The sequence below is a fragment of the Cerasibacillus sp. JNUCC 74 genome, from assembly GCF_053667775.1.
Window position 1 is genome coordinate 1656610 of sequence record NZ_CM132207.1, and the last position, 20829, is coordinate 1677438.

Below are 20829 nucleotides of genomic sequence, written 5' to 3' on the forward strand. Positions count from 1 at the left end.
AACGACCTGCTTTGTTATCAGTTAGAACATTTAGCACCAACAAGCTCCAACAATAATGAGTAAAATGAATAGAACTACGATTAAGGCAAAGCCTCCAATACCATGACCGCATCTTGAACCATACCCATATCCAGGGCAACCACAAAAGCCATAACCACCCATATAATTTCCTCCTCATTTTAATAAAAGGTTAATACACATAAAAAGCACGTACAACGTTTAGCAGAATAAACAATACTACAACTAAAGTAAATCCAATGCTACAAGTAATAACTACCAACGGCGGCTTCAGTTGTTATTAACACCTCTAGTTCATTTACATTAACAATGTATGCCTATTACTAGTAAAAGATATAGGTAATAACCCAGTTTATTATTTTTTGGGCAAATGATTTTCCGCTGATTACCTGATTCATTTGTCTCTTACAGGATGGACATAATTACATATGATGTTGTAGCTGACGATAATGGGGGTGAACATATGTCAGGATCACATTATTATTCCTTATGTAGGAGACACATGGGAAAAGCAGTCGAAATTCGAACACATGGTGGTAGAGTCCATCGGGGAATTATTGAAAGAGTAAGCCCAAATAGAGTATATTTACGACCTTTAGGAAGAACAAGAGGTCTAGGTGGCTTTGGACTTGGCTACTATGGATACGGATTTGGCTTTGGATTTGGTGTTGCTTTAGGAGCGATCGCAACATTGGCTGTATTGCCATTTTTCTTTTGGTAACATTTGTATTCTTAACACAGGAGTATGTTCTTATTATATGATTTATAACGGGCAGCAAGCTACTTACTAACATTCAAGAAAAAGAAGTTCGAAGTGGTGAAATTTTGAATAGTAGAGTGTATACGTGTGCTAAGTTGAATAAAAGCCAGAAGAGCTCGTTTAGCAAGTACAAACTTGAGAGCTTTTTGAAGCGGTAAGGAAAACATACCCCTTCAACAGGGATTCCGACGCCTGAGCGTCCATCCCGCCTTTTAGTTGGGGTTTCCTTTATATTCAAGCCGCTGTTGACTTATCGTAGGAAGGAGATCGAAATTAGCTAGACGGCGATGCTAATTTTCAAAAAATTTCCTATAAAATGTATATCATTTCCTGGACAATATAAACCGTGGCCGACAAGCCTTGGTGCAGAAGACTGCTTCGTTTACACTTATACGTTAAATATTAACATTTTTTACTATGACGTTTAACTTCTATACACTTTGAATATCTTTAAAATTACGTTTTCCAGTAGTTTATTGCCCGTTATTTAAAGACGGTTTTATTCCTTAAATTGGAGATGCTGTAGGGTTTTAAATACGGATGTTTAATTTCTAATATTCAGAATAATATTAACTATAATTTTTGCTTATCTAAGAAATAAGTCCTGATCAAAAGGATAGGTTATATTTCCCATTTTTAACATGTGAAAAATGTACATTATGGAAAAAGTAGGTCTTTGTTATCAATTATCTAAAAAGTACATAAAGTCAATTGACATAGAAAAAATGCTTCATTAGTCTTGAAGAAGGAGAGGTGCTAAAATTTTACTTTTCGCCTCAACAGAAATCATTTATTAAAAAGGGAGATGATGGTGTAATGGCAGGACAAATTCGTATGACGCCTGATCAGCTGCAGGCAAAAGCAAAAAGGTATGGACATAGTGCTCAACAAATTGAGCAAATATTAAGAGATTTATCTAACTTACAAGAGGAGTTGCGCGGAGAATGGGAAGGTCGTGCATTTGAACGTTTTGATGATCAATTCCGGCAACTCAAACCTAAGGTACAGGATTTTGCTCAGTTAATGCAAGAAATTGAAATGCAATTAACGAAGACTGCTGAAGCTGTTGCACAACAAGACGAAGCACTATCTCAAAATTTTGGTCTAAGATAATACCTGGCGAAATAATGTGTTAAAACAACGTTTCGTGTCCTCATGGTTCAGAGCTGCACGGCTTAAGTTGTGCAGCTCATGTGTTCTTAGCAATATTTTAAAATCAAACTAATGTTCAAAATACAAAGAAGCTTTTGGAAAGCTATTTTTTTCAACTTCTTTTATTTCATTAAAGTAATACGAGTTATAACTTCATAGTAACTGTTCATAAAGGTTATCATCAAGACCGAGATTGGCTAAGATTGCAGAGACCTTGAAAATTCTCCATATTGTTTTCGGAGTTTTCCTTAACCTTTTAAAAAATCGTGGGTTATCGAGGTAAACGTTTTTCTCTAGTGCTGTCCAATATAGCTGATCCTGTCGAGTCAAGGTTCGAGATGACGTAGTTTCGTGTAGTGCGCTTGTACAGAATGTACTGACTTCTACGTTAATCAAAGGACATGGGCGCTTTTTAGTAGAAGGTCCTTTAGTAAATGCATGAGCATGGGGGTGGCTTCCTCGAAAAACTACTCTACGAAGGAAAAGCGTCTTCCCTTTCCAAGGAACGGAAAAACCAAGTCAATAAAGAAAACTTGGCTAGCAGCAAGCGAAGCGCAGATGTAGCCTAGTTGCACGTATACATAGAACTAAAAAATTTTCAACTACATTGAATGAACTGCAACGCCAAAATTTAATATGTTCTAACGTGCGTTAAAATTCGACACATATTTTAACCTGATTTTTTGAATATCCGCTAATAGTTTTAAAACAAATTATTAATGCAATTCTAGGAGCTGTTTTTATGAAAAAGTTAGATAAACGGTGGTTCCTGTTTTTGTTGTTAATCATTGTACTTGCCTCGAGTTTATCTTATCTCGCCTTAAATCAACAAGAGCAAACAGAAAGCACGAAAGAAGCAAAAGATATGAAAAAAATGTCAATTGCTCTTGTTAATGAAGACAAGGGGGCAACGTTACATGGCGACGATTTAGCTTTTGGTGATGCATTTGTTCAAAGCGTAAACAATGATAATGAGCATGATTGGTTTGTTGTAAGTCGTGGGGTAGCGGAGAGCGGCTTAAAACGTAGTACATATGACATGATGATCGTTATTCCCAATGACTTTACAGAGAAGGCTCTTGCTATTGATGAGCCATCACCGGAACCAGTTGTGCTAAATTATAAAATCAACGCTTCTGACAATGAGCATGTAACAGCAGAAGCTGAAAAAACGGCAAGCAACGTGTTAAATAATTTTAATCGCCGAATCATTGATGTTTACTTTGCCAGTATCGTTGGTAACCTGCAAGGTGCCCAAGACAACATTGGTGAAATTATTAAAAAGCAAGCGATTTATACACATAAACTTAATAATGAAGTGTCTGATCCATTAGGAAATTATACCAATCAGTTTAGCACCATTAAGGATAGTACTAATTTATCAAAAGAAAGTTTTGGTAATTTTCAAGAATTAATGAATACGTTCCAAAAGCAATTAATGGCTGATGCTAAACTCGATGAAAACTATTTATCTACATTGGGCGATGTTTCAAAATTAAAAGAACAAAACGGAGTACAATTACTCGAATTCTATCAAACATTAAATGAATTTGATGGATCGTTAAAGCAGCAGGATGTAGAACAGCAATTGGAAAGATTACAGCTTGCTAACACCCGAATTAATGACCAGCTAAAAAATAGCGGTATGGTAGAAATTGAGCCGCCAGTAAAGTCAGTAGTGTACAGGAAAAGCAGTGGAGCAAATATTGCAACAGGAGCAGATACGCTAAAGAAATATTTGGACGACTCATTAGCTCAAGTACAGAAAACGTATAGCGATATTGAAAGAAGAATAAGTCCAGATTATTCGGGTGGTTTTACCGGCGTAATTTCAGATCGATTAGACGGTCTTCTTGCCAATGTGTTACGTAAAGATGATAAATTGGTAAATATGCTTTTACAAAAACCGGCAGCAAATGCAAAAAATTATATTCATAAGCAAATAAGACGGTTGCCTTCACTGAATATGGATGACTTTGAAGAAGTAGGTCTGCCAAAGCATACAGTTAAAGAGATTAGGAATGTTATTGCGGTAACAAAAAAATATATGGGGGAAGAGGGACTTGGTGCAAATGAAAATCTTAAACCGGGTGGCGACCCAACGAAGTTATTATCATATCAGATCAATCAACTAAAGGAAAAATTGCATACTTCAGGGATGACCATGTCTGACTCCGTAAAGTTGCCGAAAAATAAAAAATCAGCGCAAACATTTAAATTAAAAATACCAAAGCACATTCTTGAAAAATATAAGGTAGAAAACTTAAAATTGACGATTCCTGGTATTGGTGATGTAGATTATACAAAACAATACCAGGACGGTGAAATTATTCTTCCAGCAAATGAAGAAGGTATATTTACCGTTCAGGTTACACTTCGTTTGCTTGATAAGAAGTCAAAAGTAGACATTTTCAAGCCAATTCCTTGGGGTTGGAAATTGCATCAAAAAGATATTGAAAATGTAGATGTTCCGGAAACGGCAAAAATTGAAACAGCGGAAACACCTCTTGTTGCAAATGTAAAGGTTGAAGCAACTAAAGAACAAAAGCAAGATAAAACGAAAACTCAAGCTGGAGATAAGAAAACAACAGAGCAAAAGCCAACACCAGAAAAAGAACCAACACAACCAGGTGATGGGGGAGAAAGCAGAACTGAAACTGGTGAAAGCAAAGACGGAGAAAATCCTGGTGGTGATGGCAACCCTGATGAAACAGGAACAGATGAGCCAAATGAAGAGAAGCCAACGGACGAAGAAGATAGTGTGCCGCTTGAAGAACTTAAGCCGGCAATCAAAAGAATTAAGATTATTAATAACCGCATTAACCATGAAATTATGACACCAATGGAAGGAATGGATAAAGCAACAAATAAATTAATTAGAGCTGTAACGAATACGGTAACACCTTACCAAAAATTATTTTCGTCTTATGAAAGTTATTTTGGCTTAAATATGAGTAGCTCCAATTTACCGGAACAAATAAAAGGTAAATTATTAAAAGATTTAGCTACTGAAGATTCGTTGTATTATCTCTTTAATAAAAAAGATGTTCCTGGCTTAATAAAAGACTATATCGTTTTACAAATTAGTGATGAAGTAGCTAAACAAATTCGCACACCTTGGGCAAGCCTGCAAAAACAAATAGAAACGTATCAACAACAAGTTCAGTTTGCTAGGGAAAATGCAGATCAATTGGTTAATCGAGTTGAAAAAACTGCCGGTGAAGCCGCAGCACTTAATGAAACTCTTGCTGCAACACTAGAAGATGTAGACAATTGGCGGAAGAACAGTTTGAATTTAGTAAAGGCACAAGAACAAATTCAGGCAAGTGCAGAAGAAGAACAAACTGCTCTTGTTTCATTGGATAGTGAATTCCAACCATTATTAACAGCTAGTCAATCATTAGCTGAACAAGCACAGGGAAATGTGACGGAATCAGACATCGTATATGACACATTTGACAGCATTGATAAACAGGCTGAAGCAATCCAGAAAAGTGGAAAAGATATTGTTAGCCAAGTAGAAGAATTATCGGTTGATATGACGAAGAAATTATTGGAAGATCAGGAGTTTGCGAAGAACTTTACTGGTGTATTGGCAAATAGCCGGACTGGAGATCGACCAAATGAAGATCTGTATGACTTTTTATCCAATCCAGTCCAAACAAGCAGTGAAGGAACAATAACTTCTTCCGATGATACATTTACACCTTATTTCTTAGTCTTAATCTGCTTTATCGTTGTCTTATTTACTGCTTATGTTATCTCAACGATCAATCAGAAAAAAGCAGAAGAGGATCCATTCTCTAGCGAAAAATCACTCATTAATAAAAATACACCGATCACGTTGATAACTGCAGGAATTGGTGTGTTAGAGGGAATTGTAATTGGAGTTGTGTCAAGCTATACGATGAAGATAACCGATGACGGTATGTTAATGCTTACAGGTTTGATCGTCTTATTAATTACCGGAATGTTACTCATTGCTACTTATCTATTAAGACAGTTAAAAATGTTCGGTATGTTTCTTCTGCTGATGGTGCTTAGTATGTACCTGTTCTTTACCAATGCGTTCGGTGCAGGAATTAAAGGAATGGACTATTTAAAAGACTTCTCCCCACTTCAATATTTAGAAACACTATTATGGAATGTGGTACTCGGGGAAGCCAATTATCAAGCGTCTATTCTACTGATTATCGGATTAATTATTTTAGGTGCTTTAGCGAATCTACTAGTAGTACATCGCTTAGAAAGAAAGGGAGATACAAACGATGAAAGTGAAACCGAAGCTAGTTAGAGTCATCTTTATTATCTCCATAAGTCTGCTGGTGTTTTCCTTCTTTGGAACATCAGCAGCAACTGCTTCAAATAAAGGAAATTTGGAAATGAAAATCGATCGCATTATGAAAGATGAATCAGAAAGAACTTCTAATCAGGAAACAGAACTGGACAAAGTATTTCCAACTTTATTTACTGAAGAAACGACGAAGGAAATTAATAGACAAGCTGCCGAAAAAAAGCAATCGATGGAAGAATTAGAGAATATGCTGTTCAAGATGGATGCCGAGCCAAATAAAACATTACAAGTGACAAAGGACTCCTTGTTTACCAATGATTATGTTGCAACTAGCAAACAAGCAGCGGATGTAAATGAGGCGGAAGAAGAGCCAGTTTCAGAATCCGGTAATACATGGTTAATTGCGTTAGCAGGGGTAGCTCTTCTTTTAAGTACAGGATTGTACTTCATGATGCAAAAAATGCTGAATTAGGAGAATTGGTTGATGGCAAAAGAGACACATATCAATGTAACGATGGATTTTAGTAAAGCAGTAGATGGGGGCGGAAAATATGATCTCCGTATCCCCATTCAATTATCGGTAAAACAATTACTCTACTATGTGATGGATACATTAAATCTTTCCGAGAAAAAAAGTGAACGTTTTGCAATTAAAGTGATAACGAAAAATCTATTAATTGCTGATGATGATTTTATAGCAGACTACCCTGTTACGGATGGAGATATCTTACTCGTTTTATAACCAAGTACCGATATTTATCCCGCATGTAAGGTGCCGTAAGCCTCCCTCTTCAAGAGTTGTAGGGGATACGAAGAATTCTCTAAGGGAATATCAACGGTATCTAAATTCCTATTCGACTTACAGGAATAGATAGACTACTTGAATAGGCATCGCGGGTTTTCAAGGACTAGGAAAGCTACGATAGCAATACATCGCAGTTTTTCAAGGATAAGGAAAACTTCGTTAGTGATACATTGCGATCTTTTCCCACAAAGTATGCTTCGACACTAGACCCATCACCACGCGAAATAAAACCTTTGTTCTACTTGTATCAGTAGAGGATGGAAGAAAACTTCTACGGAATGAAGTTTCACTTTATCTATAGTTATCGCTTCGAATTAGGGCAATTCGCCCTTCTATACATATATTACTATTAGTGTATTCAAAAAGGGGGTAAATAGGGCCAAGAAGTTGGAGATGGCGAAGTTTCGAGTAGCGCTTGTACAGGACGTACTGACTTCTATGTTCCCCACAGGACGTGGTTGCTTTTAGTAGAAGGTCTTTTGGTAAATTCATGAGTAATAGGACGACTTCCTCGAAAACCCATTCCAGCGCAAAAGCAGTTCGCTTTCCAAGGAGCGGAGAAACGAGCCAATAAAGAAAACTTGGCTAGCAGCAAACGAAGCGCAGACGATAGCCTAGTTGCACGTATACTTAGAACTTAAAAATTTTTAACTACGTTGAAGAACTAATTTTATTCGTTCCAACGCGGAAGAAATTCGATTGTCATACTTTTTGAACAACCTTTAATATTGGAAAACAAAAAGATGGCTGTGAAAGCAGGTAAAGGAGTCATAAGATATGAAGGAAAAAACGATACAATTTGAAAAGCTGACACTGCAATTTGAAATCGAAAAAGAGAACTGGCGAATGAGTTTACCTAAATCTCAAACCGCAGTCAAAAATATTCGGCAAATGGATTTAATGCTTCATCCATCTGATTTTTTTGCTCCTCTAGCTATTACAGAGGAGGAGGATTCCTATCATTTTTCGTTTACGTTAGAACCGAGAATGAAGAAATGGAACCAATTGGTAGCTTTACATAGAAATGAAAAACTACGATTACTATGTAATATGACAAAGCTACAGCGTTATTTACATACAAGGATAACGTTCTTTCTTCATCCCGATAACCTTGTATTTGATGACAATTTCATGCCGTGTGTTATTTACAGAGGAATTCGAAAACTGGTACCACCTTATGAAATGACAGAAGAAACGTTTTTTAAACAATTTCAGTGTTTTATCATTGCATTATTTTCCAAAAAATATAATTTTGATCAGCTTTATCACGGCTCATTACAAAATGCTAAGGATACAGATTTTCAACGCCAAGTTAGTGAGATGGAAGATTTAGCGCAACTCATTGATTATTTACACAAAAGCTATGAAGAAGAGCAACGCAAAACAGAAAGAACAATGGAAATCGTTCCAAAGAAACGCTTTCGCCTTTTTAAACAGCTTGCTATCATTATGATTATCGTTTCCGTACTCTTAGCTGTCCCTGTTATTTATTATGGATTGATCAAAACACCATATCAGAACAATCTTTTGAAGGCACATGGAGAATATCTGGCATCAGCTTATGGAGAGGTTATTTCTACGTTGGAGGAAGAGGATCCAGAAGCGTTGCCAAACCAGACGAAATATATTTTGGCGGATTTTTATATTAATGTCGAAAATTTGTCGGATAATGAAAAAGAAGTGATTTTAAAAAATGTCAGCTTAAAAAGTGATCCGGATTATTTACTTTATTGGATTTACAATGGCAGAGGAGAATTTGAAACTTCCATTGATAAGGCTAAATATCTTGATGATCCTCAATTGATTATATATGGACTAATTAAAAAAATAGAGCAAGTTAAAAATAATCCTGATTTGACCGGGTCAGAGCGAGAAGAAGAAGTTAAGAAATTACAGGATGAATTAGATCAATATCGAGAAGATTACAACCTGCAAGATGAAGAAGCAGATAGTTTACCAATTACAGAAGAAGAAGTAGATACAAATGTAGAAGCAAAAGATGAAACTCCTGATTCAGATACGGCAAATGAAGAAAGCACAAATAATACGAAAGAAAAAGATAAAGAGAAGGATGCGGAAAAAGATTGAATTCAGGATGATAAAAAGGAAGAAAAATAGTAAAATTGCGAACTAATTGCAACGGTTTAGAGAGGGAGAAAAAGATGGCACAGAAATCACTTATGGTCACTTATAATAATCAATTGCATAAATGCCATTTAGCAGAAGAGGCTAGTGATATAACCATTGGAAGCGAGTGGTCTCATAGTATTACATTTCCTGATTTGAATCAATTACTTACTATAAATTGGGATGGAGCAAATGGATTTATCGATGGGAAAAGACTTGATAAACATACGACCATTGATATAAATGACAAACCAATGGACTTTTATTTTATTCATCAGGATATGTTGTTTGTTTTCGATATTGCAGGAAGAGATGCGATTACGTTAGGAAGCAACGAATATGACGATATTATGTTGGAACATACATCGGCAGATTTTGTTGTGAACAGGCAAAAAGATGGGATTACCTTTATGTTAGAGGATCAACTGGGAAATGTTTTTCATAATTTTCAGCGTGTTCATGGCCATGCTGTTCTTACTCCGGGAGATCAGTTGTTTGTAGATGGAACAGTAGTTTTTATTGGTGAAAATGAACTACAGCTAATGACGGCAAATCAAAAGTTAGAGAGTAGATTAGTGGAGCTGGTGGAAGTGAGTACTCCTTACAGTGGTGAATACCCTGATTATCATCGTTCACCACGGATTATTTACCGGGAGCCTGAGGAGGGTCGCACAATTGCAAAGCCAGCTAATAAACCTTCTAAACCTAGTGAGCAATTGGCGCGCACGATTGTTCCACCACTTGTCATGGTTGCTGCACTTGTGGTGATTTCACTTATTCAGCCTAGAGGGATTTACATAATAGTAATGTTGTCCATGACGATTGTGACCATTATATTTTCCATTACTTCTTATATAAAAAACGTCAAAAAATATAAAGAAGACATGAAGCATCGGAATGAGACGTATAAAGCATACTTGCAAAGAAAAACAAAAGAACTGCATCAGATAAGTGAGGAGCAGCGACATGCCCTGTTTTACCACTATCCGGATGTAGAGACAATCCGTGATATGGCTGTAGAAGTAGAGGCAAGAATTTATGAAAAAACGATGTATCAACATGATTTTCTTCATTTTCGCGCTGGATTAGGTACCGTTAAATCCAGCTTTGAAATTGATTTTAATGATGAAGAATTCTCTCAGGAGAAAGATGAACTTATTGATCAAGCAAGAGAACTTTTATCTCAATATCAAGAGATTGAAAATGTTCCGGTCGTTACTTCTTTAACAAAAGGACCTGTCGGATATATCGGCCACCGTCCGCTTGTATTGGAACAATTGCAGCTATTAGTTACCCAAATCGCATTATTTCACAGCTATCATGATGTGCAATTTATTACGATTTTTCCGGAAGAAGAAAAACAAGAATGGGATTGGATGCGCTGGCTGCCACATGCTAGTTTACGAGATGTCAATGTCCGCGGTTTTGTTTATCATGAACGTTCACGTGACCAGGTCCTTTATTCCTTGTATCAATTACTAAAAGAACGCCGGCAAGCGATAGAAGAAAAAAGTAATAAAAATGAGAAACTTTATTTTTCACCACATTTTGTCATTTTGATAACGGATGAGAAGATGATCATTGATCATATCATAATGGAGTTTTTTAATGAAGATCCAAGTGAATTAGGTGTATCTTTAGTGTTTGTTCAAGACGTCATGCAGGCCCTCCCAGAGCATGTAAAAACAGTTATTGATATCCGAGATACAAAACACGGGAATATTTTACTGGAAGAAGGCGAATTAGTTAATAAAAAGTTTCATCTCGATCATTATCCAGATGGCTTTCATAAAGAAGATATTACTCGTGCTTTAGCACCTATCAACCATTTACAGAACTTAAAAAACTCGATACCGGAAAAAGTAACCTTTTTGGAAATGTATGGGGTAGAAAAAGTAAACGAGTTAGCTATTGAACAACGCTGGAGGGCAAATGAAACATATAAGAGCCTTGCTGTTCCGCTCGGATTACGCGGAAAAGATGATATCGTGCAGTTAAACTTACACGAAAAAGCCCACGGACCACATGGTCTCGTTGCGGGTACGACAGGTTCCGGTAAATCAGAAATTATTCAATCTTATATTCTCTCACTCGGGGTCAACTTTCACCCACATGAAGTCGCTTTTCTACTTATTGACTATAAGGGCGGAGGAATGGCGAATTTATTTAAGCATATGCCGCATTTGCTCGGTACTATTACTAACTTAGATAAGGTACAATCCATGCGTGCTCTTGCTTCCATTAAAGCAGAATTACAAAAAAGACAGCGACTGTTCAGTGAGCATAATGTTAATCATATTAATCAATATCAAAAGTTGCATAAGCAAGGAAAAGCTAGCGAGCCAATGCCACATTTATTTTTGATTGCAGATGAATTTGCTGAGTTGAAGTCAGAGCAGCCGGATTTTATGAAAGAACTCGTTTCAACAGCAAGAATCGGTCGTTCACTTGGTATCCATCTTATTCTTGCAACGCAAAAGCCAAGTGGTGTTGTGGATGATCAAATCTGGTCGAACTCCAAATTCAAATTGGCATTAAAGGTGCAAAATGCAAGTGATTCCAATGAAATTTTAAAAACACCCGATGCTGCTGAGATTACGTTACCGGGGCGTGCCTACTTGCAGGTAGGAAACAATGAAATTTACGAGTTATTTCAAAGTGCATGGAGTGGTGCAGACTACGTGCCTGATAAAGATGATCATGAATTTGTGGATACAACGATTTACGCGATTAATGATCTTGGTCAATATGATATTCTCACAGAGGATTTAAGCGGTTTAGCACATAAAAAAGATGTTGAGAAACAGCCAACGGAACTGGAAGCGGTTATCGATTATATTGCTGATTACACAGAAAAATGTCAGATTGAGCCACTGGCAAGACCGTGGTTGCCACCATTACCTGAGCGTATCCCACCAAAAGAAATACAAGAGATAGATTATAAAACAGCATGGAAAGAAGAAGCAAAGAAACCGCTAGTAGTTACCTTAGGTCTATTGGATCAACCAGAACTGCAATCGCAAACACGATTAACCTTAGACTTAATGAAAAGTGGACATCTCGCAGTTTTTGCAAGTCCTGGATATGGAAAATCAACATTTTTACAAACGGTAGTAATGAATCTAGTTCATCAACATCATCCAGAACATTTACATGTGTATTTATTGGATTTTGGTACAAACGGATTATTGCCATTAAAGGCGATTCCACATGTTGCCGATACGATTCTGGTAGATGAAGAAGAAAAAATTGGCAAGCTTATGCGCCTTTTATCAAGCAATATGAAGGAGCGCAAGCAGAAGCTAAGTAATTATGGTGTCGCTAGTATGGATATGTATGAAAAGGCTAGCGGAGAGACCGTACCTAGTATTTTAATCGTTATTGACAACTATGATTCTGTTCGTGAGGCTGAATTTTCCGATGAATTTGAGAAGCTGGTTACCCAAATCGCTAGGGAGGGTGCAAGCGTTGGGATCCACTTAGCAATTAGTGCCGGCCGACAAAGTGCAATGCGCATGCCATTGCTGTCCAATATTAAAACGCAAATTGCCCTGTACTTAATTGAACAGACAGAAGCACGTGCTATTGTCGGCAGAACAGACATTGAAATTGAAGAAATTGCCGGTAGAGGACTTATCAAATTGGAAGAACCAACCTTATTCCAAACGATGCTTCCTGCAGAAGGTAAAGAAACACTAGAAATTATTAACTCGATTCAAACGACTGCAAAAGAGATGGAGTCATATTGGGATGGAGATTTGCCGGATGAAATTCCGATGGTGCCAGAGGGAGTAGTTGACTTTGAGAAATTCAAGAATAATCGAATGACAAAAGGATTAATTAGGCAGCAGTTACTGCCTTTAGGCTTGGAATTTGAAGAAGTGCAGCCAGTCGCCTTTGACCCCATTCAACAGGGGCATCTAATTGTCGTAAGTGATCGGCAAGATGGATTGGATAGAATGAAACAATCATTAGCAAAAAATGTTTCGCTTTTATCAGGCGATTACCAAACCATGTTGATAGATACAGCAGATCAACAACTATCTGAAATTGGAAAAACACTAAATGCATATATTTCTGAGCAAGAAGGAATTGTTGCGGTTAAAAATGATGTCATTGCCGAAATAAATATGCGTATCCAACAACAAAATCCTGCGAAGAAATGGCTGATTCTACTTTCCAATGTAAAAGATTTTTGTGATCGCAGTGAACTAGATGTGGATGAAATGACAATCATGTTGGAGCAAGGAAAAAAAGCAGGCATCCACTTTATACTAATAGGGGATTACAATTATATTGGACTGAGCTTTGAACAAGTACCGAAATATATACGAACTCAATCCACTGTTGGATTATTGAGTATGCGACTTGGGGATCAGGATATATTTAAGCAGCCGTTTATTAGGCAAGAAAAATACCCAAATCCATTTGAATGCTATCTAACCATGGATCATCAACATGTAAAATTGAAAATACCGGAATAAAGGGGAGTGGGGGATGAGTACATCATTAAGTCTTCTACGTCAGCAAAGATCAACGGTTTTAAAGGGGATGGATAATGCAAGGAATCAAATATCAGCCTTGCAAGATAAAATTAGCAGGTTACAGGAAGCGGTAAGAGCATTGGAAGCTAGTATTTCTGAACTGGAAATAACAAAAAGTTCTATGGATGGTTTAGCTATTGATGAAAGTAGATGGAAAGGAGAAAAGGAAGACAAGTTTAAGAATTATTATGATCTCTATAAAGTCAGTGTGAAAAATTTCATTTCGAAGACGAAGGAGGCTAAACAAATAATTGAAGAAGATATTACAAGGTTTGAGAATAACATAGCTTCCTACGAATCTGGAATAGAAAATTTACAAAATACAATGTTAACCATTGATAAACAGATAAGTGCAGCCTTAAAGGAGTGACTATGAATGGGAGAAGAGGTAGGTTTAAATATAGATGTTTTTCGTTCAAATATAACTAAGTTGAGATCATCACTTTCAAGTTTAGAAAGTGGTATTAAAACGAATAGAACATTTGATAAAACAAATATTAAACCTTTTACTAATGACTTAGAAAATATAGTTAATGCAATTGAGTTACTAATAAAATATAAGACACTGCTTAATGTGGATATAACGTCGTTGGAAGATATTGGTGAAAAGATGCAGGAAAATGATGAAAGATTGGCCAATTATTCAAGTAATAATATACCAGTATCTGGTACACAATCTTTATAGTTAGGAGGGATATAGATGGCAGATAGGGTGGACATATCTGAGGTTATTGAATTATCAAATGATTTAAAGACAACTTCAACGGAAATCAAAGCAGGCTTAGATCGTATCAAATCAGATATTGATCAGATTGTAGCAATGGATTCTTTTTCAGGGAAAGCAGCGAAGCAGGCTAAAAATTACTTTAGTGATTTGCACAATACAATTTTAGATACATTCAATAAGTTGTTCATAGATTTAGCTAATAATTTGAATCAACATTTAGAGTTATTTCAATCTGAAGTTGATTCCAGTCAAATATCAGTTATAGATAGTAACTACTTAACGGATACAAAAATGGATTTAGAGGAACAGTATGCACAACTAAGCTCTGAGTATCAAACCATCAATAGAACAATAAGCAATGTGGTAGATATAACCAATGCATCTGTGCCTAGTTTTTCCTCTGTTGAAAATGATGAAAATAGAGTAAACGAAGAAATTACAGACTTAAAAGATCAACTTGCTTCGTTCACAAGTGAAGGTAAGCAAAATGATTCGCAAACGAAGGAACTACTACATCATATTGAAGTCACGATGAATAATGCTGGAAGAAGTAGGGGGCAATCCCGTTTTTCCAATTATACAATTGGCACAGCTTATGTAGGGTTACCTGTTTTAAAAGATTATATAAGCACTTCAACTGACGAGAAGGACAAGATTGAAAACTTGGATAAGGATTCTAAGGTGATTATAGATAAAGCTAAAGAAGATTATGATAAGGGTTTAATTGATAAGGAAATATATGATGCAATCTATTCGGGTGTTATTAATACGGGAGCTGGGTTTATTAGAAATTCGATTACTAACAAAGTTACTGAACAAGTGTCAAAACCTATTGCAGATGTAATTAATAAATGGATTGCTGACAATACAAATTTTTTCCGGGATCGGGGCTTTGTTGCTGTCGGAGTAGATGGCAAGCACACAGTATTTTATGAAACTCCATCATTGACAAGCCAAATGGTAAGAGCTGGAGCTAGAAATGCTGTGCCAATTGTTGGTTCAGTAATAGATTTTAGTATTCAATTGTATAATGGAGAAGATGCTACAGATGCTGCAGTAAAAGCTACTGGACATTTAGGAGCAGGTTTAATAGGTGCACAAATTGGTACTTTAATTGGTGGAGGCATTGGGACAGGAATCGGCTTTGGAATAGGCGTAGCAGGTTCTATGTTATTTGATGTTTATTATGATAATAGATTTAAGATTGCAGCTTCATTTAAAAATATAAGTGATAATGTAGTTGACACGGTAAAAGATACGGGTAAAAAAATCGGAGATGCTGTTTCAGGTTTTTTTGGTAACTTAGGCTCTGTTTTGGGCTAAGTATTTACACAGAGAAGTAAGGAGTGGGATAGTGAAAAACAAATTAATCCCAATTTATAGGGAAAAAGAAATTTATACGCTTTTTTATGATAAAGATCATAATAAGCTCTATAAATTTCCACATCGTGATAAATCATCATTTGTTTACGTTTTACTTTTTATTTTAGTTCTATATGGATCAAGAATTGTAAATGCAATATATCAACCTTACAAGGGACTTCTGCTTAATATCACTTTATTCTTTATAGTTAATATTATTTGTTATATTATTGCTAGATACTTCTTTAATCATTATTATATTCCTAAAACGGAAAGAACCATTTTTTATAATCAAGAAAGTATGGAAAGCTTTGCGTATAAAGGAGAAAAACAATTTCGCCTTGAGTTGAATTTAGGCGGAGGGTTAAGCCTCCTTTTAGCAGGGGGTGGGTATACATTATTTTTTATGTTTAGTCAAATAGAGCTTCTAATTATCGGATGCTTAGGAAGCGTGCCATTATTTATGATTATTATAAATAAGCCATTCACTCGTATTAAAATACTTCGTGAATTCCAAAATAAGGAAATAGAGTTATAAAAAGAGGTTATCATTCACATACTTAAAATTCAAGGTGGTTGAAAAAATGAAAATCCTTCCAATTGGAACTGTTGTACGATTGAAAAACGGAGACGTAAAATTAATGATTTTAAATAGAGTACCTCTATATAATAAAGGTGGAGTAATCGGTTATTTTGATTATTCAGCATGTATTTATCCTGCTGGGAAGGTAGAAGATCAAGTATATTTCTTCAATCATGAAAATATTGAGAAAGTATATTTTGAAGGGTATAAAGATGAGCAGGAAGAAGAGTTTCAGAAACAATATGAAAAGAAAATAAAGAATGTCACCTATCCAAGATTCACCATAGATGATTAGTTTTATACAATAACAATTCATAGAAAATAATAGTACTAAAATTTAATACTGACAGCTTGAATATAAGGGTTAGAAGTACGATAGCATTGTCTTGAGTTAGACTAACAAAAAAGTCTGTTGAGTTACTTTTTTGCAATAAGTTAAGCGAATAAAACTTACTATTTGTAATAAGGCCTTATCACTTCTGTTTTTATGAAGATGATATTTTATATCAAGAAGCCGTTAGATTCGAAAAAACTTCATCCTCACTTTTTTACCAATAATTTTTTGAGCTACATATTAGGGGAAATTAGAGAGACGGCAAATTAAAGAACCTATTTTCGTTTTTATTAAACTTATATCTGATAGTTAGAATAAAAAGCTTTACTTATAAGTCTACTTTTCTTGTACTCTCATATTCTAAAAATAGCCACTTCTATTTATTTGATGTGGCTTATTTTGCTTATCACAAAAATAATGTTGAGAAGAAACCGATGGAACCGGAAGCGTTATCGGCTATATTGCTGTTTTCACAGAAAAATGTCAGATTGAGCCACTGGCAAGACCTTGGTTGCTGTCGTTACCTAATCGTATTCCATCAAAAAAATATAAGATATAGATTATAAAACGGCATGGAAAGTAGAAACAAAGAAACCCCTAGTAGCGCAAAATCAAGGGTTAAGTGTAACTCAACATACAAAAATGGAAAAGTTCACTATCGTATCAATGCTACAGAAAATGCATTAAGAGCACTTGGTGTAACTCCTGATGGTGTTGTGGCTGAGTAGGAGTAAATTGGAATAAAAAGCTTCGAAAAAGTGAGAAATCCATTATGGATCGTGCTAAGAGTGCATTTAGAAAAGTGAAAAATTGGTTTAACTAATTTACTATTTGGAGGGAAAAGAATATTGAAAAAATTTAAAGAAGAAGACTTTGCAGTATTAAGAGGTCCTTTAGAGTCAGGAAGACAAAGTCCATCCAATTTTTCAGCTATGTTTATTTTGTCTGTTTTTTTACAGGCGCTAATGTTTTTTTTAACATATGTTGTAGCTGCAGATGACTCAATATTTCCTTTTAAAGAGAATTTGTTTTACTTTCATTTATTTATTACTGGATTATTAATTGTATTATCCATTATCTATGCAATTCCAAAAGTATATATAAAGGGACAGAAAATGCAATACTTAATATCGATTTTAATCTCTCAAAATCTATTTGGTGCATTCTTCTACCTTAGCGGATTGTTTGTTATAGGTACCAAGAGTTCAATAACGATAGCCCCACTTATTAATTTTACGTTGATTACGTTATTGTTTGGCTTCCTAGTATTCATAGTAACTTCTATTCGTTTTTATGTCTTGCTTAAAAAAGGACATTATCGAAAGGGATCATCTAAGGATAAACTAAGGTCTAAGTATGAAACAGGTATAAAATCTTATTTACCAATAATTATAGTAGGAAGTATAGGAACGCTTTTTATTTTACAATATTTAATCAGTCTATTTGGACTATATGATCTTGAAGATACAATAATGGCAACAGTTTGCATACTACTGTTTCCTACTATGATGTTTGTTCTCCCTGAGCAATTAGTTATTTTATATTGTAAATACCGCTTTGATAGCTTTAACTTTAATAAACGTGGAGAATTAAATCCAATGGGAAGAAAGGGTGCTTAAATTGAAACTGGAAATTAGACCGCTAACATTTGACAATGTGTTAACATATTCAACAAATGACTTACGAACAAACTGGCAAGAAGGTATTTTTATAATGGAAGATATAACACTGGCGGAAGGCGTTTATAAAAATGGCCCCATCTTTTTTTCAGTAGAACCCCAAAATGGAGAGAAAAAATTTGGTCGCTTTACGTACTATCTCCCTATTAATGAACGAGTCCATTTAAAGAATACAACTGAATTTCAATTTCAGGAGCGGTTTCATATTGATGAGGCACTTGCTTTACGTCAGGCAGATCAGGAAGTAGACTTTCATGCAGCTCATAGAAAAATTAAGAATTATGCAATGGGGGAAAATATTGCAATAGAAGATACGTTTTATTGTGTACTATTGGAGGTTTATGGAGATATTATCATTGATTTGTATGTTCCTATTAAAAAGAGTGGGGAGACAAAAAATGATTACTCCTAATTATCATATAGCTTATCGCAATGTCGCATCAAAATATTATCGGTTTGTTCCAGAAGAAATTGATCTAGCACTAAAAGACTTTCAATCAATTTTGGAAAAGAACGGTTACCAACTGAATGGTAGCATACTATTTACTATTTTGAGTGATCCAACAAGTGAGGTTATGGATGCCGAAATTTTTTTGCCAATAATAGAAAATATAATTACTATTGACGATCAAGAACAAATATATTTTCACAGCTATTTGTCCATTAAACCGATGATAATGACCCGTGTACTGAATAATTTTGAATCGCAATCTCAAACGAAGTATTGGGAGTTAATGAATTATATTAGAATGAATGGAATGAAACAGAAAACTCCTGTATTTGTTGAATATAAGACTAGCTATATGGGAAGGCATTATGTGGAAATGAGCGTAGGAGTGTAGCTGCCATTTTTAAAAGTGTTAACAGAGGAACGGAGAAAAATTTTTATGTTTAGTGTGGCGGTACTTCTACTTTAAGAAAGGAGCTCTGATTATGACAAGCTCTATTTTTGCTCAGTTTGATGGGGATATATAGAGTCAGTAGTATTAAAGACAATATTGTAAGACTAGTTAGCGATAATGAGCAAGATATTAAAAAGGTTTTGTAGAAAAAGTATATCCAGATATTTATTTAAACAAAGATTCCTTGCCAAGATTATTTATAAAAGAGGTTGATAAAACTTCTTTAATTGAGTTATACAAAATCACCTGGAAGATTTTTTATAAAAATGGAATTTTTGAACTAATCAAAGAAAATAAACAAGATGTAATTATATGAACACCAAATGCTAAATTAGCAAGAACATATAAAATGGATAGAGTAGATAAATATTATTATGAAAAGCAAATCCCAAAAAATGAAGTAAAAATTTATTAAAGAACGAAAAGATTTACTACTTCAAAAGTAGAAATTAAAAAGAGTACACAACAATCTAGGTAGATATTACTTGGGTTGTTGTTTTTGATTAAACTTCAATTCCTGATGTTACCGGGATTGACAAAACTTTAGAAGAAAATGTTCAACAGTTTTTGGATTCTAATGCACAATGTTTGAATGAGGGTGTTGTCTTAAGTCTATAGGAGTAGCAGGAATCAAAAAATTCAGTAGTAGCGCCCGTTTTGCTCATCAGGCAGCAAATATGAGAAAATTTGGAGTGAAAACAGGAGTTCAAGTAACTGCAAAACAGGAATGGAAGCACGTAAAGGATACGGTTCTCTCTGCAAGCCAATATAGCAAACTGAGAATAAAAAATGCCGGTGCAGTAGTTAAGGATAAATTGGCAGTGGATGCTATTGAAGTGAGAAAAGCAGCTGATACAACCATTGCTAAAGTCCATCAAATTCCTTCCACTCGTCAGGTATTGGCAATTGATGAGGTAGGGAAAGTCCATATGCCCGCAGGAAATACTAGCTCCTTTGAGAATGCGATTCGGAATACATTGAGTAAAGCTGAAGGAGTAAATGTTGGGAAGGGTAAAGTTGTTGGAGAGAAGAACGTTAACAGTACTGGTATTATTTCAAAGTATGATGATATTTACAATTATGACTATAATTTCTTTGATAACCCGGGATCTTTAGCACAAATTATTGGGAAACCAATTAAAAATTTTTATGGAGGAAGACAATATAAAAGTTTTGACAGAAGATATTTATTTATATCGCTCAGGAGAAATGGGGGGTTGACAATACCAGGAAAACAAAAGAATGGTTTGGGGCAATGGTTTACATCTACCCCAGCTCAATCTATAGCTCAAGTAAGAATTGATACTGCAGTGAAGCCTCAGTGGATAGACCCTAAAACTGGAGTTTTAACAGGAACTTCTCCAATAAATGCTACCTATAAAGTGAAAATTCCAAAAGGAACTACCATTTATGAAGGACCAGTTGGATACCAAGGAGGAGTGTATTCAGGAGGGCTTGAGTTAAATCAGATTTAAATTCAAGAACCTTGGAAAATAAGAGGTGTTGAAGTGATTTCGGAAACAACAATAAAATAAGGAGTTT

17 protein-coding genes are annotated in these 20829 nt (G+C 35.3%); 16 read left to right on the plus strand and 1 reads right to left on the minus strand.

Annotated features, from left to right (window positions below; genetic code table 11):
* Positions 1-30 precede the first annotated feature (30 nt).
* Positions 31-162, minus strand: coding sequence for a YjcZ family sporulation protein (locus JNUCC74_RS07225; RefSeq protein ID WP_077320197.1), 132 nt, complete (start codon positions 160-162; stop codon positions 31-33).
* Between the two features lie 319 nt (positions 163-481).
* Here JNUCC74_RS07225 and JNUCC74_RS07230 point away from each other — a divergent pair, with 319 nt between their 5' ends.
* The 16 genes from JNUCC74_RS07230 (at position 482) to JNUCC74_RS07305 (ending at position 20762) form a co-directional block, all read left to right on the plus strand.
* Positions 482-739 (plus strand): hypothetical protein, encoded by a 258-nt coding sequence (locus tag JNUCC74_RS07230; RefSeq protein ID WP_077320198.1) that lies wholly within the window; start codon positions 482-484, stop codon positions 737-739.
* An 855-nt stretch (positions 740-1594) separates the two neighbouring features.
* On the plus strand, positions 1595-1891 hold the full coding sequence (locus JNUCC74_RS07235; RefSeq protein WP_077320199.1) for a WXG100 family type VII secretion target: 297 nt from the start codon (positions 1595-1597) through the stop codon (positions 1889-1891).
* Between the two features lie 781 nt (positions 1892-2672).
* Positions 2673-6224 (plus strand): type VII secretion protein EsaA, encoded by a 3552-nt coding sequence (gene esaA, locus JNUCC74_RS07240; protein WP_454067486.1) that lies wholly within the window; start codon positions 2673-2675, stop codon positions 6222-6224.
* The gene (gene essA / locus JNUCC74_RS07245) at positions 6199-6696 is read left to right on the plus strand and encodes a type VII secretion protein EssA (RefSeq protein ID WP_454067487.1); all 498 of its coding nucleotides are present in this window, start codon (positions 6199-6201) and stop codon (positions 6694-6696) included. The genes esaA and essA overlap by 26 nt, the downstream gene beginning before the upstream one ends.
* 12 nt (positions 6697-6708) lie before the next feature.
* Positions 6709-6966, plus strand: coding sequence for an EsaB/YukD family protein (locus JNUCC74_RS07250; protein WP_077320202.1), 258 nt, complete (start codon positions 6709-6711; stop codon positions 6964-6966).
* An 840-nt stretch (positions 6967-7806) separates the two neighbouring features.
* Positions 7807-9117, plus strand: coding sequence for a type VII secretion protein EssB (gene essB / locus JNUCC74_RS07255; protein ID WP_454067488.1), 1311 nt, complete (start codon positions 7807-7809; stop codon positions 9115-9117).
* A 74-nt stretch (positions 9118-9191) separates the two neighbouring features.
* Entirely contained in the window at positions 9192-13640 is a 4449-nt protein-coding gene (gene essC / locus JNUCC74_RS07260) for a type VII secretion protein EssC (protein ID WP_454067489.1), read from the plus strand.
* Positions 13641-13653: 13 nt separating this feature from the next.
* Positions 13654-14070: a YwqH-like family protein gene (locus JNUCC74_RS07265; protein ID WP_454067490.1), complete on the plus strand. Its 417-nt coding sequence runs from the start codon at positions 13654-13656 to the stop codon at positions 14068-14070.
* A 6-nt stretch (positions 14071-14076) separates the two neighbouring features.
* Positions 14077-14385 carry a TIGR04197 family type VII secretion effector gene (locus tag JNUCC74_RS07270; protein WP_454067491.1) on the plus strand — a complete coding sequence of 103 codons (309 nt, stop codon included), beginning with the start codon at positions 14077-14079 and terminating at the stop codon, positions 14383-14385.
* Between the two features lie 15 nt (positions 14386-14400).
* Positions 14401-15750, plus strand: coding sequence for a T7SS effector LXG polymorphic toxin (locus JNUCC74_RS07275; protein ID WP_454067492.1), 1350 nt, complete (start codon positions 14401-14403; stop codon positions 15748-15750).
* Positions 15751-15781: 31 nt separating this feature from the next.
* On the plus strand, positions 15782-16327 hold the full coding sequence (locus JNUCC74_RS07280; protein ID WP_454067493.1) for a hypothetical protein: 546 nt from the start codon (positions 15782-15784) through the stop codon (positions 16325-16327).
* Positions 16328-16373: 46 nt separating this feature from the next.
* Positions 16374-16667, plus strand: coding sequence for a DUF4176 domain-containing protein (locus JNUCC74_RS07285; RefSeq protein ID WP_454067494.1), 294 nt, complete (start codon positions 16374-16376; stop codon positions 16665-16667).
* Between the two features lie 887 nt (positions 16668-17554).
* Positions 17555-18325, plus strand: coding sequence for a hypothetical protein (locus JNUCC74_RS07290; protein ID WP_245799805.1), 771 nt, complete (start codon positions 17555-17557; stop codon positions 18323-18325).
* A 1-nt stretch (position 18326) separates the two neighbouring features.
* A complete protein-coding gene (locus tag JNUCC74_RS07295) occupies positions 18327-18797 on the plus strand; it encodes a hypothetical protein (RefSeq protein ID WP_454067495.1) in 471 nt (156 codons plus the stop codon).
* On the plus strand, positions 18784-19227 hold the full coding sequence (locus tag JNUCC74_RS07300) for a DUF5085 family protein (RefSeq protein ID WP_454067496.1): 444 nt from the start codon (positions 18784-18786) through the stop codon (positions 19225-19227). The genes JNUCC74_RS07295 and JNUCC74_RS07300 overlap by 14 nt, the downstream gene beginning before the upstream one ends.
* A 737-nt stretch (positions 19228-19964) precedes the next feature.
* Positions 19965-20762 (plus strand): hypothetical protein, encoded by a 798-nt coding sequence (locus tag JNUCC74_RS07305; protein ID WP_454067497.1) that lies wholly within the window; start codon positions 19965-19967, stop codon positions 20760-20762.
* The last annotated feature ends 67 nt before the right edge of the window (positions 20763-20829 follow it).

Coding starts and splice junctions, on each gene's coding strand:
- JNUCC74_RS07225 (WP_077320197.1), bottom strand. CDS start 162: ATGGGTGGTTATGGCTTTTGTGGTTGCCCTGGATATGGGTATGGTTCA.
- JNUCC74_RS07230 (WP_077320198.1), top strand. CDS start 482: ATGTCAGGATCACATTATTATTCCTTATGTAGGAGACACATGGGAAAA.
- JNUCC74_RS07235 (WP_077320199.1), top strand. CDS start 1,595: ATGGCAGGACAAATTCGTATGACGCCTGATCAGCTGCAGGCAAAAGCA.
- esaA (WP_454067486.1), top strand. CDS start 2,673: ATGAAAAAGTTAGATAAACGGTGGTTCCTGTTTTTGTTGTTAATCATT.
- essA (WP_454067487.1), top strand. CDS start 6,199: ATGAAAGTGAAACCGAAGCTAGTTAGAGTCATCTTTATTATCTCCATA.
- JNUCC74_RS07250 (WP_077320202.1), top strand. CDS start 6,709: ATGGCAAAAGAGACACATATCAATGTAACGATGGATTTTAGTAAAGCA.
- essB (WP_454067488.1), top strand. CDS start 7,807: ATGAAGGAAAAAACGATACAATTTGAAAAGCTGACACTGCAATTTGAA.
- essC (WP_454067489.1), top strand. CDS start 9,192: ATGGCACAGAAATCACTTATGGTCACTTATAATAATCAATTGCATAAA.
- JNUCC74_RS07265 (WP_454067490.1), top strand. CDS start 13,654: ATGAGTACATCATTAAGTCTTCTACGTCAGCAAAGATCAACGGTTTTA.
- JNUCC74_RS07270 (WP_454067491.1), top strand. CDS start 14,077: ATGGGAGAAGAGGTAGGTTTAAATATAGATGTTTTTCGTTCAAATATA.
- JNUCC74_RS07275 (WP_454067492.1), top strand. CDS start 14,401: ATGGCAGATAGGGTGGACATATCTGAGGTTATTGAATTATCAAATGAT.
- JNUCC74_RS07285 (WP_454067494.1), top strand. CDS start 16,374: ATGAAAATCCTTCCAATTGGAACTGTTGTACGATTGAAAAACGGAGAC.
- JNUCC74_RS07300 (WP_454067496.1), top strand. CDS start 18,784: ATGATTACTCCTAATTATCATATAGCTTATCGCAATGTCGCATCAAAA.
- JNUCC74_RS07305 (WP_454067497.1), top strand. CDS start 19,965: ATGAGAAAATTTGGAGTGAAAACAGGAGTTCAAGTAACTGCAAAACAG.